Genomic DNA, 16399 nt, shown 5'->3' on the forward strand with positions numbered 1-16399 from the left:
GCACTTGCATGAAGAAGTAGTCGATTTACTTAAGGGAAGTCTTTTTGCAAAGAATTATCAAGTCATTTTGAGGTACTTTAGTTCACTCATTTTAGTGGATATTGATACTTTTTATAATCAGTTTTCACGACTTCCTAAAGAGGTTAAAGAAACTTTTGATTTCTTGAAGTTAGAACAACATTACTGTCATAAAACAGGTGCAGATTTTAACAATAAGCAAGGATATTCTAAAATTCCTTTTTATAGCTCTATTGTAGGCTTAAGTTTATGCAAACAAGGGGAAGTGAGTAGAGGTATTGAAATGCTAATTGAACAATTCTATAAAGGGAATTATTTTTATTTTAATGAAGCCATATTTTATTGTTTAGCTTCAAAATTGCAAAGTGAACTATCTACCATATTGAAGCTGGCCGCTGGTATTAAAGGATATTCGATGCCTGAGTCAATTACTTATGAGATGGGGATTATAAATGCACTTAATTTAGGTGAAAAAAATTTTATCGATAAAATTAATAGCATTAATGTATCTAACAAGATTGTTTCAAAAAATCTTAAGCTTTCCGCTGATAAACTACTTAGGAATGATTCGTGTCAATTTTCCGCAGAATTGAATGAATTGTTTTTTGTTGACGCAGTTAGGCTAACATCGTCAGCAGTTAGTAATATTAAAGATTTTATTAACATTCTACATAATAAAGAAGAGTTTTACTCTGAAGATCAGACTGTGAGATGTGGTACTCAAACAGAAGGCTCACTCTTTTTATATCAAGATGAAAATATTTTTGAATTAAAAAGAGCAATTGACCAAGTTGTGAAAAATTATTTAGAAAAGAACATAAAGTCTAATTTCGTCAAACAATTTTTTACTGGAGGTCAATTCAATTACTCGTCATCATTTTCAATCAGATTAAAAGAAAATGGTCATCATGTAGATCATTATCATTCAAATGGAGTTATTAGCGGTGTTTTATATTTAGATATAGACGAAGCAAGTTTAATGGAGGGCTCTGGATGGTTACGTATTGGACAGCTAGGCTTACCTTTCACAGATGATGCTGCCGAGTTTTATGTTAAACCCAAAGTAGGACAGGTTGTTTTATTCCCGTCTTACTTTTGGCATGGCGTAAATGAATTTAAATCAAATAAAACCCGTCTCGCAGTCGTTTTTGATGTGGTAAGTTTAGTCTAATCAGAAAAGATTCTTCGTTTTTCTATATCGTACCTTGTAGCTGATTGTCTTACCCACTTTGAAATAATGAACTTTGTTCCAGAAGTTACGGGAGTGCTTTGATGCAATGAATCCTTTATTAATTTTCCATCTTTAGATGCGTTATCAAATACTAATATATCGCCAGACATCAAATTAAATTTAAGATTTTTTGAAGGGAAATTAGTATCTCCTCCAGAGTACGGAGAGAAGTTTAACCCAACCAAAATGGTTTTTATTCTTTGTTGACCATCTAAGTATTCATTATCACGCTCATTAATAAAGTCAAAATGAGGTTTGTATTCTTGACCCACCTTATATTGTAATAAGGTCATAGGTTCTCCAAAAGCACACTCCTTTCCTGCTAATTGAGTGGTTAACTTATCGAATAAAATCCCTAAAAAACCTAATGTGGAAGGTAGCCACTGTGCACTATACGCTGTTCTATGCTCAGATAAACGAGGTTGATTACTGATTGGATCTAATACTAAAGAAGGTTGTAGGTATATATTTAACTCTTCAAATATCAGCTTGGATAAATGATTATTAAAAACTCCCGAGAAGTAATTTATACCTTCTTCAGATACAAGATTTTTGTATTTAAAATAATAAGAGTTAAATAAAGTTAGGAGTTCATCAGGCTTAGTTATATCAATTTGAAAGTTAGTGTTGATGGCCTTGTTTAGCTCTAGTGCTATTTGACAATTTTTTTTCAATGAAATCGATATTAGTTGAGCAAATTGTACATAACCTTCTTTTGTTGGTTTGAACTCTTGTGTTGCTAAGTAATATTCAGCAAAACCACTGGTACCTAGTCTTTCCCTAATAAATTTTGGTAACTTATCAGTTTGTTTTTCATATGAGCTCATAAAATCCCAAGCAACCTTTAACTCATGGTTAAGAGAGATATTGATCCATTTATCAAACTTTTCTCTATCCGAACGTAAAAAGTATAAAGCTAAATGAAAACCTGCTTGCAATGAGCCTGATTTGTATTCACTTTCTAATTCATTTGGCTTCATTATCACTCCAGTTTTGTTTTTTTAAGTTCGCTTTTTAGTTTGTATCTTAACCATATAAGTAAAAATAAAAAAGAATAATAGGTAGCAAGAGTCTATATAGCTTTCCTATCTCTATGATTAACAACATAGAAGCACTAAAAATATCATTTTGTGATTAAGAACTTGTATACAAATTCACCTTTCAACTTAAATCTATCAGATAAGCTTCCTTTACTAGAGTTTTTGATGTTCTCAATTGTTGACACAGGTCAACATTTTGTGAAATGATGCGAGCGGGTCTATGCCTTAGCTGGCATAGAATAGGGAAGAAAAAACTAACAATCACAAGAGAAAGATAGACTTAGTTGCAGCAACAAGGATTAACAATTTAATCTTGGTTGTTACACATTAGTTAAGCTTTCTAATTCACTATAAATTGGTTGGGAACTATGTCCAAGGTAAGCAATAGAACAAAAATCGCTACTGCACTGGTTGGCGCGCTTGCATTAGCTAGCAGCAACTTCGTGATTGCAGATCCTCTAAGCGATGTACAAAAAGCAGATACTAAGATCCATACAGATGCTGCTGCGTCGCAAAATAAAGTTGATAAATATTTCGATCAAGCACAAGACATGCTTTTTGAGTATGGCTCTGTTGCTGACGAACGTGAATCTTTAAAATCATACAACGATTACGTTGCAGGCTTGGTTGCAGACCAAGAAGCAACGATGAAGCTAATTCAAGACGATATCGACGGTGTTGATGCTCTTAGACAAGGTGTTGTTCCTTTAATGTTTAAAATGGTTGAAGCACTAGAGCAATTTATCGCTTTAGATTTACCATTTAATCTTGAAGCGCGTGAAACTCGTGTTCAACGCTTAAAAGATACATTAAACAGTGCTGAAGTAACTTTAGCAGAAAAATACCGTCTAATTCTTGATGCATATAACATCGAGCGTGAATACGGTTCAAAGCTAATTGCTGAAACAGGTCAATTAGAACTAGACGGTAAAGAAATCTTAGTTGATTTCTTAAACTTTGGTCGTGTGAGCTTATACGCTCAAAGCCAAGATCAAAAGTCAGCTTGGATGTACAACGAAGAATCTAAAAGCTGGGATGAGTTAGAAGCTGGTTATCTTCGTAACTTAAGTAAAGCTATTAAACAGGCTCGTGGTCAAGGTGCTCCTGATCTATTCGCCTTACCGATCCCTGCTGCGGAGGCTGCGCAATAATGAAAAAGTTTATTACTACAGCAATCGTTGCTGCAAGCTTGTCTCTAACTTCAGGTATGGTTAGTGCTGCTGACGCACCTAAAACGATTGAACAATTATTACAACAAGTACAAACAGATCGTGCTAACGCTAATAAAACAAACAAAAAGCGTGAAGCTGAATTCTTAAATGAGCGCGGCGATAAAGCTGCACTTTTAAAACGTGAGAAAGCTGCACTAGCAGCTGAAGCTCAACGTGGCAAAGATTTAGCACAAGCTTTCACTGATAACGAACGTAAAATCGCTCAGTTAGAAGAAGATCGTAAAATTGCTTCTGGTGACTTAGGTGAAATGTTCGGTGTTGTTAAAGGTGAAGCTGGCGATTTTGCAGGAAAGTTAGTTAGTTCTAACATTACTGCACAATTCCCTGGCCGTGATGCATTCATTGCTGAACTTGGTGCTCGTAAAGAATTACCTAAAATTGATGAGCTAGAACAATTCTGGGAAGCACAGCTTTTCGAAATGGTTGAGTCAGGTAAAGTTGTTAACTTTGATGGCCAAGTGACAGGATTGGACGGTAACGTTGAATCTACTACAGTTACTCGTGTTGGTGCTTATAACTTACTTGCTGATGGCGAATATGTTGTTTACAACGCTGATTTAGGTTTGATTCAAAAACTATCTCAACAGCCAGGTAGTGCTCAAGTTTCAAGTGTTAAATCATTCACTAGTGCCACTTCTGGTTACGAAAAATTATTCGTTGATCCAGCACGCGGTGTTCTACTAAGTGTATTCACTCAAAAAGCAACCATTGAAGAACGTATCGAAGCTGGTGGGCCAATTGGTTACATCATTATCGGTATTTTAGTACTTGGTGCGCTTATCTCGATTGAACGTTTAGTAACGCTTTACATTGTTGGTTCTAAAGTTAAAGCACAACGTAAAAATATTGATAACCCAGGTAACAACGCTTTAGGTCGTGTACTTAAGGTTTATCATGAAAATAAAGACGTTGATGTTGAAACTCTAGAGTTAAAACTCGATGAAGCTATTTTGAAAGAAACACCAGCGTTAGAAGCTCGTATTTCAATCATTAAAGTACTAGCTGCAATTGCTCCAATGATGGGTCTGTTAGGTACTGTTACTGGTATGATTGCAACCTTCCAAACAATTCAATTGTTCGGTACTGGTGACCCACGTCTAATGGCTGGTGGTATCTCTATGGCATTGATGACTACGGTTCAAGGTCTAGTTGCTGCACTACCATTAATGTTAATGCATGCAATCGTAATTGCACGTAGTAAAACAGTAGTACAAGTTCTTGAAGAGCAAAGTGCCGGCATTATTGCAGACCATGCTGAGAAGAGGGCTGACTAATGATGCTAATCCTGATGGACGTTTGGGACTCTGTCAGGGGCTTCATGGCCACCGGAGGAGATATCCTCTGGCTGGTAGCGGCTGTACTATTCCTAATGTGGGTATTGATGCTAGAGCGCTTTTGGTATGTCAGTTGGGTAGCACCAAAAGAGCATAAAGGTATTATAGACCTATGGAATAATCGAGAGGATTCAACCTCTTGGTATGCGCACCGTATCCGTGAAGCTTGGATGTCCCAAGCAAAACAAGATATGAATGCTCGTATGCTGATGATCAAAACCTTAGTGGCAATCTGTCCGATGATTGGTCTACTAGGTACCGTAACCGGAATGATAGCAGTGTTCGATGTGATGGCAGTTCATGGTACGAGTAATGCTCGTATGATGGCGGCTGGTATTTCAATGGCAACCATGCCAACAATGGCAGGAATGGTTGCAGCACTATCAGGTGTATTTTTTAGCACTCGATTAGATGCAAAAATGAAAATCAGTCTTGAAAAGCTTAAAGATAGCTTGCCGCACCACTAGAGAGAGTATTTAAAATGGCACGTAAAAAGCATTTAAACGTAGAAGAAGAAGCGCAAGTAGATATGACACCGATGCTAGATATCGTGTTTATCATGCTTATCTTCTTTATTGTGACGACTTCGTTCATTAAGCCATCAGGCCTTGATTACAAGAAACCTGAAGCTTCTACTGCGACACAACAAAAATCTGCGAACATCTTTATTGGTGTGAGTAAGACAGGCGTAATTAAGATGGAAAACCGTCAGGTTGACATCGAGCGTGTAACAGCAAACGTAGAACGTATGTTAGCTGAAGCACCTGAAGCGGCTGTTCTAATTGAAGCAGACCAAGAAGCTGAACATGGCCTTGTTGTTAAAGTAATGGACAACGTTAAGAAAGCGGGTATCGATAAAATTTCGATTTCAGCGGGGAAAGACTAATATGCTGAGAGCAATAGTATCACTCATATTAGGTGCTGCTGTTACTTTCGCCTTGTTTATCTTCATGGCCTTCTTGGTCGGTGGCGGCGCAAAGCGCGCCGACACCTCAACTGATTCTCCTATCATTGAGATCAGTATGGAGAAACAGGATACGAAAGTTCAGGATAAGCCAAGGGTTAAACCAAAGCCGCCAGCACCACCTGAGCAACCACCAAAGCCGGAAACTACTCCGCCAGATACGTCATCAGATATTGATACGAACATGGCATTTAACATGAGTGGTGTTGTGGCAGGCGGTGCAAGTACAGGTTTTAAACTCGGTAACATGATGACGCGTGATGGTGATGCAACACCAATTGTACGTATTGATCCTCAATACCCAATTGCTGCAGCACGTGATGGTAAAGAAGGTTATGTACAACTTTCATTTACTATTAATGAATTAGGCGGAATCGAAGACGTTAAAGTTATTAAAGCTGAACCTAAACGTATTTTCGATCGCGAAGCTGTTAGAGCTTTAAAGAAATGGAAATACAAGCCTAAAATCATTGATGGTAAGGCTATGAAGGTTCCTGGAATGACGGTTCAACTAGATTTTACATTAGATAAAGGAGGTCGATAATGCGAACAGTAAATAAACTTGCTAGTGCTTTATTGATAACTTTATGTACTAGTTCACTTTTGGCTGTTTCAACTGCACAAGCTGCAGAGAAATGTCCAATTGATGAACGTCAATCTAGAGCTGTTGGCGCAAGTGCAGGTAAGAAAGTTCAACGTGCATTTGAAAGGTATACAGAAGGTCAGTTAGACGAAGCAATCGAGATTTTACTTGAAGTTAATACCAAAAATGACTTCGATAAAGCTTATATTGGTCGAATGATTGGTTCTTTTTATGCTGAAAAAGGCCAAATGAGTACTGCTATCAAGTACTTAAAAACAGCTGTTGATGCCGATATTCTTGGTGGTACAGATCATGCTGCAACAATGCGTTTGTATGCTGATTTATTACTACAAGAAAAGCAGTTCAAAGAAGCTATTCCTTACTACTACAAGTGGATGGATTTCACTTGTAAAGTTGACCCAGTTGTTTACCGTCGTATCGGTATTGCATACAGTGAACTTAAGCAGTGGGATAAAGTACTTGAAGTTGCCGATAAGGGTCTTTCCTTAATGGAAAAACCTGATAAAGGCCTTTATCAAATGAAATTGACTTCATACTTCAATCAAAAGAAGTATAAAGAAGCGGTAAAAGTACTAGAAATTATGGTGCCTTTATTCCAAGACGATAAACGTCTTTGGGTACAGCTTGCTCAGTTTTATTTGATGACTGAAGATTACACTAAGTCGCTTGCAACTTATGATCTAGCTTATAAAAATGGTTTTCTAGAGTCTGACGGTAACATTACTCGTCTAGCTCAACTTATGTCGCAAAACGGTGCTCCGTATAATGCAGCTAAGTTATATGAAAAACATATGAAATCAGGTCTGATAAAAGAGAATGAAAAGACAATAAAGATTCTCGCTGGTTTCTATCATAATGCTAAGAACTTCAAACAAGCTGCTAAGCTGTATGGACAAGCTGCGGAGCTAACAGGTGATGCTGAATTATACCTTAAACAAGGTAAAATTTTAGCTATCGCTGAGCTACCAAAGTCTGCTATTCCAGTGTTTGAAAAAGCACTTTCAGCAGGTCTTGATGAGCCAGGTGAAGCTGAACTTGAATTAACATTAGCCCACCTAAGTTTGAAGCAGTATAAATCTGCCTACAAACGTGCGAATCGAGCTGCTAAACACAGCAAGACTAAGAGAAGTGCTAACAGTTATATTTCTTACATAAAAGAAAAAGCTCGGATTAACAATATTACTCTGTAATGGTTAATTCGCAAAAAGCCCCTATTAGGGGCTTTTTTTTTATCTGATATTCTAATAACAATTATCAATTTTTTTTTGTTATTCTCAGTTACAAATTATTACTAACTGCCAACATGCAATATCTTATACATTGCAAATAATAATTACAAAGAACGACAAACAGATTAAGGCATTGACGATTTGTGCCAACATAGGGAAATAATATGCAGAAAACTATACTAGCAGTATCAATTACTTCACTTTTGTTTTTACAAGCTTGTAATGAACAGAAGTCAACAATGCCGAGCAAACAAGCTAGCTCGAGTGTCTCTTCTGAAGAAGTTATCAAGAAAAGTGCAGCTGATATCTATAATGAAATGGCAGATAATTACTTTAAAGATATTCTTGCTTTAGAGCCTATCTATGCAACATATGTTGGCGTCAACGATTATAATGACAAATTCGGTGGAGCTTTAACTGAAGAGTATCTTAAACAACGTCATGAGCTTAATTCGCGCTACCTAAAGCAAGCTAAGTCACTAGATGTTGACGCATTACCTGAAAACTTACAACTTAGTTTTGATATGTTCATTTACGATCGCCATATGGATTTAGTGGCAGAATCATACCCTGAACATTTTATTCCTATGAACCAATTCTATAGTACTGTGATCAGCATGATCCAATTAGGTAGTGGTGAAAGTGCTCAACCTTTTAAAACTGTAGAAGATTATCAGAACTGGCTTAAGCGTCTTCAAGGTTTTATTAATTGGACTGTATTAGCTCAAGCTAGAATGGATGAAGGAATTAAAAGTAAAGTTGTTCTTCCCAAAGTATTAGTTGAGCGAATTATTCCTCAATTAGACGCGCAATTGGTTACATCTGCAGATAAAAGCTTATTCTATGCACCAATTAATCAACTTCCTGAAGACTTCAGTGCTGAAGAAAAGCTTGCCTTAACAGAAGAATATACAGCGTTAATCCAAGTAGACTTATTGCCTGCTCTTACTCAACTGAGAAATTACTTCAAAGATACATATTTACCACATGCACGAGCATCAGATGGTTGGTGGGGATTACCGAACGGTAAAGAGTGGTATCAGTCTCTAGCAAATAGTCACACTACAACCACAATGCCAGTTGACGAAATTCATCAGATTGGCCTTTCTGAAGTTAAACGTATCTTAACCGAAATGGATTCTGTACGTGAACAAGTTAAATTTGAAGGTGACTTAACAGCGTTTTTCGCCTCTTTAGGCAGCGAACCTCAATATTTCTTTACCGAAAGACAGGGGCTTATTGATGGTTATATGTCTTTAAAAGAAGATATCAATAAAGAGCTGCCTAAGTACTTTAATATCATGCCTAAGGCAGATTATGTTGTTAAACCTGTTGAAGACTTTAGAGAAAAATCTGCAGCAGGTGCTTCGTACCAATCGCCTGCAGTAGATGGTTCACGTCCTGGTGTGTTTTACATCAATACTTATAACCTTAAAGCTCAACCCAAATGGGGAATGACTACCCTATCTTTGCATGAAGCTGCCCCTGGTCATCATTTCCAAATTGCGATAAAACAAGAGCTAACAGGTATTCCTGAATTTCAACGCTTTCAAGGTTACACAGCGTTTGAAGAAGGTTGGGCACTTTATGCTGAATACCTAGGAATTGAAATGGGATTATTCAAAGATCCTTATCAGTACTTTGGCAAATTATCTGATGAGATGCTTCGCGCAATGCGTTTAGTTGTTGATACTGGCTTGCATGCAAAAGGTTGGAGCCGCGAACAAGCAATTCAATATATGAAAGATAACTCACCTATGGCTGAATCTGACATTATTGCTGAAGTAGAACGTTACATGGCCATACCTGGTCAGGCTCTATCATATAAAATTGGCCAATTAACCATTTTAAAGCTAAGAGCAGATGCTGAAGCAAAACTTGGTGAAAAGTTCGACTTAAAAGCGTTTCATGACCAAATACTCACCACTGGCTCTTTACCTATGGCAGTTATGGAGAAAAAAATTGGTCGTTGGATTGAATCTCAATTGGCAAAGTAGTGAATAGCTGTTAGCTTACCTTTGTGAACCACATATAGGGAGCTTACGCTCCCTATAATTTTTGAAGCTTTTAAATCTACACAAGTAGGAGTACATCATGGTACAGGCAACTGCAAGACACCTTTTAGTTAGCTCAGAAGAGCAATGTGAGCAATTAAAGCAGCAAATTGTTGCGGGTGCAGATTTCGCAGAAATCGCTAAAGCGAACTCATCTTGTCCTTCTGGTGCACAGGGTGGTGAACTTGGTTCTTTTGGCCCAGGTATGATGGTTCGTGAATTTGATGAAGTGGTATTTAGCGCACCATTAAATGAAGTACAAGGTCCAGTTAAAACTCAATTTGGGTATCACCTTCTTGAGGTGACAAGCCGAGGTTGATCAATACTCAACCTAAGAAGGCAGCTTCGGCTGCCTTTTTTGTTTTTTGAAATAGGAAATTAGTTTGTTGTTCTACTAGAAGGGATACTTAATGATCGAGTTGTACACAGATAGGCTTGTTATTAGATCTATGCAAAAAAAAGATTGGCCTAACGTACTTGCACTAAATTCAAATCCATCAATTCTAAAGCATATCAGAGAAGTGACTTCTGAAGCTGAAATTAAACAAACATTTAATCAAAGACTAGAACCCTGGAAATATGACTCTGATAGTTGGCTTACATTAGTTATCGAAACAGTTTCGAGTCATGAATTTGTTGGCTTAACAGGATTTTATCGTGAAAGTGAAGTGATGAATCGTGCAGAAATAGGTTATTTAATATCCCCCAACCAACAGGGGTTAGGTTATGGAACAGAAAGTCTCAAAGCGGTAATCGACTGGGGCGTTTTTCAATTTAATATTAAAAAGTTTATTGGTTATTGTGCAGTTGAAAATGTTGCTTCGGCCAAAGTTATGATTAAAAGCGGCTTCACTCAAGAAGGCTTGCTTAGAGCAAATCATATGATTGGTGACCAACTCATTGATGAATATATATTCGGATTACTGCAATCTGATATCCGAGAATAACTAGCTGTTTCGTTTAAGCTGTTTTAGTAATCACTTATCAAATTAAAAGTGCAAATTCACTATTTTATTGCGGACATCTATCACATAATAGGCAATACAATTGAAAACTATTCTCGTTTACGCTTATAAAACATGATCTATGTAAAAGTATTGCGTTAATGGCTCATATAAAATCACTTAATAAATATTTTTGAACGCAAGGTGGATGTCTAATGAAGCTCAGTGAACTTAATCCCGGAGACTCGGCGAAGATTGCTGAAATCGGTCAACTTTCTTTACCTCAAACAGTAAAGCGTAAGTTGTTATCAATGGGGATTACACCTCATACAGCGTTCAGAATGTTACGAAGAGCTCCAATGGGCTCTGGTGTTGAATTAGAGTTACGTGGCAGTCGTTTATGTATGCGCCGTGATTTAGCGGATATTATTGAGGTGGTAGTAACAAATGACTAAAGAATTTCATTGCGTAACGGTAGGCAACCCAAATGCGGGAAAATCCACTCTATTCAATGCATTAACAGGCTCAAATCAACAAGTTGGCAACTGGTCAGGTGTAACTGTTGAGAAAAAAACGGGTTACTTCACTTTAGATAATACCAATGTTCACCTTACTGATTTACCCGGTATTTATGATTTATTGCCAGCGGGTAACAGCTGCGACTGTTCTTTAGATGAGCAGATAGCGCAACAGTATCTTGCTGAGCAACGAGTTGATGGCATTATCAACTTAGTTGATGCGACTAATATTGAAAGACACCTTTATTTAACAGTACAACTTAGAGAGCTTGGTGTTCCTATGGTTGTGGTTTTAAATAAGATTGATGCAGCTAAAAAGTTGGGTATCACGACTGATTTAGAATCAATGAGTAAAGAGCTTGGCTGTCCAGTGATAGCGGTGTGTTCTAGAGAAGAAGCTGATGTTAAGCGGGTTCAAGATCAGGTTTTAAGATTGCTAAATGGCGAAATAACAGAGTCGCCATTAATGCTTGATTACGATGAAAGCATCGAGTCAGGCGTTAAAACGTTACAGCAACATTCGGATGACTTAAGCCGCGGCCGTGCATTAGCCATGTTAGGTAATGGTAATGGCTGTGGTCAATGTGATAGCACCAGCTTAAAAGATGTTGTGAATGAATGTACTCAAATCGCAGAACAATCTGGAACTGATATCGAAGTATTAGTGGCGACTACTCGTTTTGATTTTGTTCAAAAAGTATTTGATAGCTCAGTCAATGTTGCAGGCCATGAAAGTGCCAGTGATAAATTAGATAAAGTATTACTTCATCCCGTTTTAGGTGTACCTGTATTCCTATTCGTTATGTATTTGATGTTCATGTTTAGTATCAACGTTGGTAGCGCCTTTATCGACTTCTTTGATATTGCAGCAGGTGCAGTTTTTGTTGATCAATTTGGTGCGCTGCTAGAGTCTATTGGCTCTCCAGTATGGTTAGTAACCATTTTAGCGGGTGGTATCGGCCAAGGTATTCAAACGGTCGCGACATTCATTCCAGTTATCGCTGCGCTATTTTTAGCGCTTTCTGTGCTTGAAGCTTCTGGTTACATGTCTAGAGCTGCTTTCGTCGTTGATGGTTTGATGCGCCGCATCGGGTTACCAGGTAAAGCTTTTGTTCCTATGATTGTCGGTTTTGGTTGCTCAGTACCTGCAATTATGGCTACTCGTACATTAGGTAGTGAAAGAGAACGCATCGTTACTGGGATGATGGCACCATTTATGTCTTGTGGCGCACGTTTACCGGTTTACGCATTATTCGCTGCTGCATTTTTCCCTGACTCAGGACAAAACCTTGTATTTTTATTGTATATCATCGGTATTTTAGCCGCTGTAGGTACGGGATTATTGTTACGTAGCACAGTATTACCAGGCAGTAGCAGCGCAGTTGTAATGGAACTACCAAGCTATGAAATGCCAAAACTTAAAGCTGTTTTTTCTCGTACAACAAAACGTACTAAGAGCTTTATTTTAGGTGCAGGTAAAACCATTGTTATCGTAGTGACCTTACTTAACTTTGTTAATGCAATTGGTACTGATGGCAGCTTTGGACATGAAGACAGTAAAGAATCTGTCTTAAGTGTGTTAAGTCAAAAAGTAACGCCACTATTCTCGCCAATGGGTGTAGAACAAGAAAACTGGCCAGCAACTGTTGGTATCATCACAGGTATCTTTGCTAAAGAAGCGGTTGTTGGAACGTTAAATAGCTTGTACTCAGATCCAGCTGATGGTGAAGAAGAGCTAGCCAGTCTTTCTGAAAGCTTTTCTGAAGCACTCGCGACAATTCCTGAAAACTTATTTGGTATTGCGCCAGAAGATCCATTGTCATTAGATGTTGGTAACGTTGAAAATATTGAGGAAGCAGCAGAAGAGCAGGGTGTTGATCGTTCAACCTTTAGTGCACTTCAAGCTGGTTTTACAACTAAGGTAGCTGCGTTTTCATACTTATTATTTGTTTTGCTCTATACTCCGTGTGTTGCGGCTATGGGTGCACTAGTAAATGAATTTGGCAATAAGTGGGCACGTTTTGCTGCTTTATGGACGTTTGCTTTAGCTTACGGCAGTGCGACAGTTGTTTACCAAGGGGCAAATATTGCTAAGCACCCAGTACAGTCGGTGAGTTGGATTTCGTTCTTCACTATTGCGTTAGTAGGCTATTACATGTGGCTTAAGAAGCAAGGTAAAAAGAACCAGCAAATTATTCCTGGCGTAAGAGTTATCACTGAATAAGGCTTTTTAATGTTCATTTTAAAACCAGCATTTTAATAAATGCTGGTTTTTTGTTTTTAGACTATTATTTTTATCAAACAGGCATTGTAACTCGCGTAAAACTGTAGGATCATCGAAGGTCATATAATTTTACCATCGTGCACTAAGAGGAACTCCATGAGTCAAGTGGACAACGAAGTACGTCCTAGTAACTTCATACGTAATATCATTGATGAAGACTTAAAAAGTGGTAAGCACAACTGTGTGCAAACCCGATTTCCGCCTGAGCCAAATGGTTTTTTACACATTGGTCATGCTAAGTCTATTTGTTTAAATTTTGGTATTGCAAAGGATTATCAAGGTCAGTGTAACTTACGCTTTGATGATACGAATCCTGAAAAAGAAGACATCGATTATGTTCATTCTATTCAAGATGACGTTCGTTGGTTAGGCTTCGATTGGTCTGGTGAAATTCGTTATTCGTCTAACTATTTTGATCAACTGCATCAATATGCGGTTGAGTTGATCACTAAAGGGTTAGCTTACGTTTGTTTCTTAAATGCAGAAGAGACACGTGAATACCGTGGTACCTTAAAAGAGCCAGGTAAGAATAGCCCATACCGTGATACTTCCGTTGAAGAAAACATAGTGCTATTTGAAAAAATGCGCAAAGGTGAATTCAAAGAAGGTGAATGTGCTCTTCGTGCAAAAATCGATATGGCTTCACCGTTCATGTGTATGCGTGACCCTGTGATTTATCGTATTCGTTTTGCGCACCATCATCAAACAGGTGACAAGTGGTGCATCTACCCGATGTACGATTTTACTCATTGTATTTCTGATGCGATTGAAAATATTACTCACTCGTTATGTACATTAGAGTTCCAAGACAATCGCCGTTTGTATGATTGGGTATTAGATCATTTAGATGACTTTAACTTACCAAACCGTACCAGACAGTATGAATTTTCAAGATTGAATCTTGAATACACTATGATGTCAAAGCGTAAGTTAAATGATTTGGTTACTCGCAACTTAGTAAATGGTTGGGATGATCCTCGCATGCCGACTATTGCAGGGTTACGCCGTAGAGGCTATACACCTGCTTCTATCCGTGAGTTTTGTCAACGTATTGGCGTGACAAAACAGGAGAACTTAATCGAAGGTGGCGTGCTTGATGCGTGTATTCGTGAAGAGTTAAATGAAAATGCACCGCGGGCAATGGCTGTGCTAAAACCGATCAAAGTGATTATTGAGAATTATCCATCAGAATCGCCAGAAATCATTAATGCACCAATGCACCCTAACAAGCCTGAAATGGGAACGCGTGAGTTAGCATTCGGTAAAGAGTTATTTATCGATGCTGAAGATTTCCGCGAGTCAGCGAACAAACATTTCAAACGTTTAGTATTAGGCAAAGAAGTACGTTTACGTAACGCTTATGTCATTAAAGCTGAACGTTTTGACCAAGATGACGAAGGTAATGTCACTACTGTTTATTGTACTTATGACAATGAAACATTAGGCAAGAACCCAAGTGATGGCCGTAAAGTAAAAGGTGTGATTCATTGGGTTGAAGCTTCAACAGCTAAACCTGCAGAGTTTCGTTTATATAATCGTTTGTTTACTGAAGCAACTCCAGCAGCATTCGAAACACTAGACGAAGTTATAAATACTGAATCATTAGTGGTATTACAAGGTGTTGCTGAAGCGGGTCTTGTAAACGCACAAGCTGAAAAAGCTTATCAGTTCGAACGTGAAGGTTACTTTTGTGCAGACAGTAAAGACTCTTCAAAAGAACATTTAGTGTTTAACTTAACGGTTCCATTACGAGATTCTTTTGCATAAGAAGGCGATATTGCTTTTTGTTTAGATAAAGAAATGCCAGAGCGAAAGCTCTGGCATTTTTGTTTTTAAGTGAGAATCCATCACCTGAATTTATTGATTAGCTGATATTAAATGAAGTGGTGCATCGTCACTTAAATAAGCCTCATCAACTTGATCTAATTTATTGAAGCGTATCATCCCTTGAATACCATCAATATAAGCTTGACCACGCTCAGAGTATCTATCTAAGGTGTTGGCTAACTCTAACCCTGTTATTGGCTGTTTATCAGCTCTTAAGTCTCTTCTAAGCTCACGTAACTTTATATAGGCAGCGTTAGTATTAATATTGAGCATATAACCTTCAACAGATGCTTGAGGGGTATCAAATCTTGCTAAACCATAGTTACCTAGCTCCTTTCGTTGTTGCTTAGGGATCATTCCGTTACCACTGAAATCCCATTGGCCAAAGAAAGCATTACCCTCTAAAGTAAATCTCGATGTTGCCCAACCACTTTCTTCTGCAGCTTGTGCTAGTACCAGTGAAGGCGGCATGATATCAACACGCTTCAATAATTGTTGGCGTTGCTCTTCGGTTATTGACTCTAAAGTTTCGCTAGTGATTCTGTATTTTCTTGCTATAGCGGTTAATTTAGCATCATCGAGTCTAGCGAGTTTGACAACTTCTCTTTCTGCTGTGATGTTTTCATTACTAATGAGGATCAGTGGGGCCATAAGTCTAAAGAAAACCATTTTTTTTAGTTGTACTGGTATTTCATTCGAAGTCTGCTGCCATTTCTCGCTAACACGTTCGAAGGTCAGTCTAGGGACTTCACGGACACCTGCTTGCCAGCTTTCAGTGTTGTAATTGAGGGTATTAAATAGGGCGATAAGCTCATCTAAGGAATTCAAAGTAATATCTTTAGCTTGTTTCGGGGGAGAGCTTTTAGTAGAGATTTTTGTTTCAGAAGCAAGTTTTTGAGATTTATCTTGCTGGTGATCTGGTATTGGTGATGAAGACTTCACCCAATAGTTAATAGCAAAAAGGCTCATCAGGAGTATTATAACAAAGAGTATTTTTTGATAAGTGTTTTTGGTCATATTGCATCCTAAAGACTGTTGCAGGTTTTTGTACAAAGTTGAGCGTATTGTAAATGCGACAAAATTAGTGGTTTTATTTAATGAATTTAGTGAAAACGAGATG

At 37.9% G+C, this 16399-nt stretch carries 15 protein-coding genes; 13 read left to right on the forward strand and 2 right to left on the reverse strand.

Annotation, left to right across the window (positions count from 1 at the left end; genetic code table 11):
• A partial coding sequence (locus K5Q58_RS19560) for a putative 2OG-Fe(II) oxygenase (protein WP_220755534.1) occupies positions 1-1189 on the forward strand: 1189 nt, incomplete at its 5' end.
• Here the strand turns inward: K5Q58_RS19560 and K5Q58_RS19565 are convergent.
• Positions 1186-2229, reverse strand: a complete 1044-nt coding sequence (locus tag K5Q58_RS19565) for a 2OG-Fe(II) oxygenase (protein WP_220755535.1) — start codon at positions 2227-2229, stop codon at positions 1186-1188. The two genes, K5Q58_RS19560 and K5Q58_RS19565, sit on opposite strands and share 4 nt — an antisense overlap.
• A 428-nt stretch (positions 2230-2657) precedes the next feature.
• Between K5Q58_RS19565 and K5Q58_RS19570 the strand changes: the two genes are divergently transcribed.
• The 12 genes from K5Q58_RS19570 to glnS all read left to right on the forward strand — a co-directional run bounded on the left by K5Q58_RS19570 (position 2658) and on the right by glnS (position 15219).
• Complete coding sequence (locus tag K5Q58_RS19570) at positions 2658-3440, forward strand: DUF3450 domain-containing protein (protein ID WP_220755536.1); 783 nt, start codon at positions 2658-2660, stop codon at positions 3438-3440.
• Positions 3440-4795: a MotA/TolQ/ExbB proton channel family protein gene (locus K5Q58_RS19575; protein ID WP_220755537.1), complete on the forward strand. Its 1356-nt coding sequence runs from the start codon at positions 3440-3442 to the stop codon at positions 4793-4795. Before K5Q58_RS19570 ends, K5Q58_RS19575 begins: the two co-directional genes overlap by 1 nt.
• Positions 4795-5322 carry a MotA/TolQ/ExbB proton channel family protein gene (locus tag K5Q58_RS19580; protein ID WP_220755538.1) on the forward strand — a complete coding sequence of 176 codons (528 nt, stop codon included), beginning with the start codon at positions 4795-4797 and terminating at the stop codon, positions 5320-5322. Before K5Q58_RS19575 ends, K5Q58_RS19580 begins: the two co-directional genes overlap by 1 nt.
• A 14-nt stretch (positions 5323-5336) precedes the next feature.
• The gene (locus K5Q58_RS19585; RefSeq protein WP_055023897.1) at positions 5337-5741 is read left to right on the forward strand and encodes a biopolymer transporter ExbD; all 405 of its coding nucleotides are present in this window, start codon (positions 5337-5339) and stop codon (positions 5739-5741) included.
• Position 5742: 1 nt separating this feature from the next.
• Positions 5743-6363, forward strand: a complete 621-nt coding sequence (locus tag K5Q58_RS19590) for an energy transducer TonB (RefSeq protein WP_220755539.1) — start codon at positions 5743-5745, stop codon at positions 6361-6363.
• A complete protein-coding gene (locus K5Q58_RS19595; protein ID WP_220755540.1) occupies positions 6363-7613 on the forward strand; it encodes a tetratricopeptide repeat protein in 1251 nt (416 codons plus the stop codon). The genes K5Q58_RS19590 and K5Q58_RS19595 overlap by 1 nt, the downstream gene beginning before the upstream one ends.
• A 203-nt stretch (positions 7614-7816) precedes the next feature.
• The gene (locus K5Q58_RS19600; protein WP_220755541.1) at positions 7817-9649 is read left to right on the forward strand and encodes a DUF885 family protein; all 1833 of its coding nucleotides are present in this window, start codon (positions 7817-7819) and stop codon (positions 9647-9649) included.
• A 97-nt stretch (positions 9650-9746) separates the two neighbouring features.
• Positions 9747-10025 (forward strand): peptidylprolyl isomerase, encoded by a 279-nt coding sequence (locus tag K5Q58_RS19605; RefSeq protein ID WP_102528584.1) that lies wholly within the window; start codon positions 9747-9749, stop codon positions 10023-10025.
• Between the two features lie 91 nt (positions 10026-10116).
• Complete coding sequence (locus K5Q58_RS19610; protein WP_220755542.1) at positions 10117-10653, forward strand: GNAT family N-acetyltransferase; 537 nt, start codon at positions 10117-10119, stop codon at positions 10651-10653.
• A gap of 212 nt (positions 10654-10865) precedes the next feature.
• Positions 10866-11105 carry a FeoA family protein gene (locus K5Q58_RS19615; RefSeq protein ID WP_220755543.1) on the forward strand — a complete coding sequence of 80 codons (240 nt, stop codon included), beginning with the start codon at positions 10866-10868 and terminating at the stop codon, positions 11103-11105.
• Positions 11098-13392 carry a Fe(2+) transporter permease subunit FeoB gene (gene feoB, locus K5Q58_RS19620; protein ID WP_220755544.1) on the forward strand — a complete coding sequence of 765 codons (2295 nt, stop codon included), beginning with the start codon at positions 11098-11100 and terminating at the stop codon, positions 13390-13392. The genes K5Q58_RS19615 and feoB overlap by 8 nt, the downstream gene beginning before the upstream one ends.
• Positions 13393-13548: 156 nt before the next feature.
• Positions 13549-15219 (forward strand): glutamine--tRNA ligase, encoded by a 1671-nt coding sequence (glnS, locus tag K5Q58_RS19625; RefSeq protein ID WP_220755545.1) that lies wholly within the window; start codon positions 13549-13551, stop codon positions 15217-15219.
• Positions 15220-15309: 90 nt separating this feature from the next.
• Here the strand turns inward: glnS and K5Q58_RS19630 are convergent, their stop codons facing one another.
• Positions 15310-16296 carry a glucosaminidase domain-containing protein gene (locus K5Q58_RS19630; RefSeq protein WP_220755546.1) on the reverse strand — a complete coding sequence of 329 codons (987 nt, stop codon included), beginning with the start codon at positions 16294-16296 and terminating at the stop codon, positions 15310-15312.
• Positions 16297-16399: the final 103 nt, after the last annotated feature.

The organism is Shewanella sp. KT0246 (genome assembly GCF_019654955.1).
GTDB lineage: Bacteria > Pseudomonadota > Gammaproteobacteria > Enterobacterales > Shewanellaceae > Shewanella > Shewanella goraebulensis.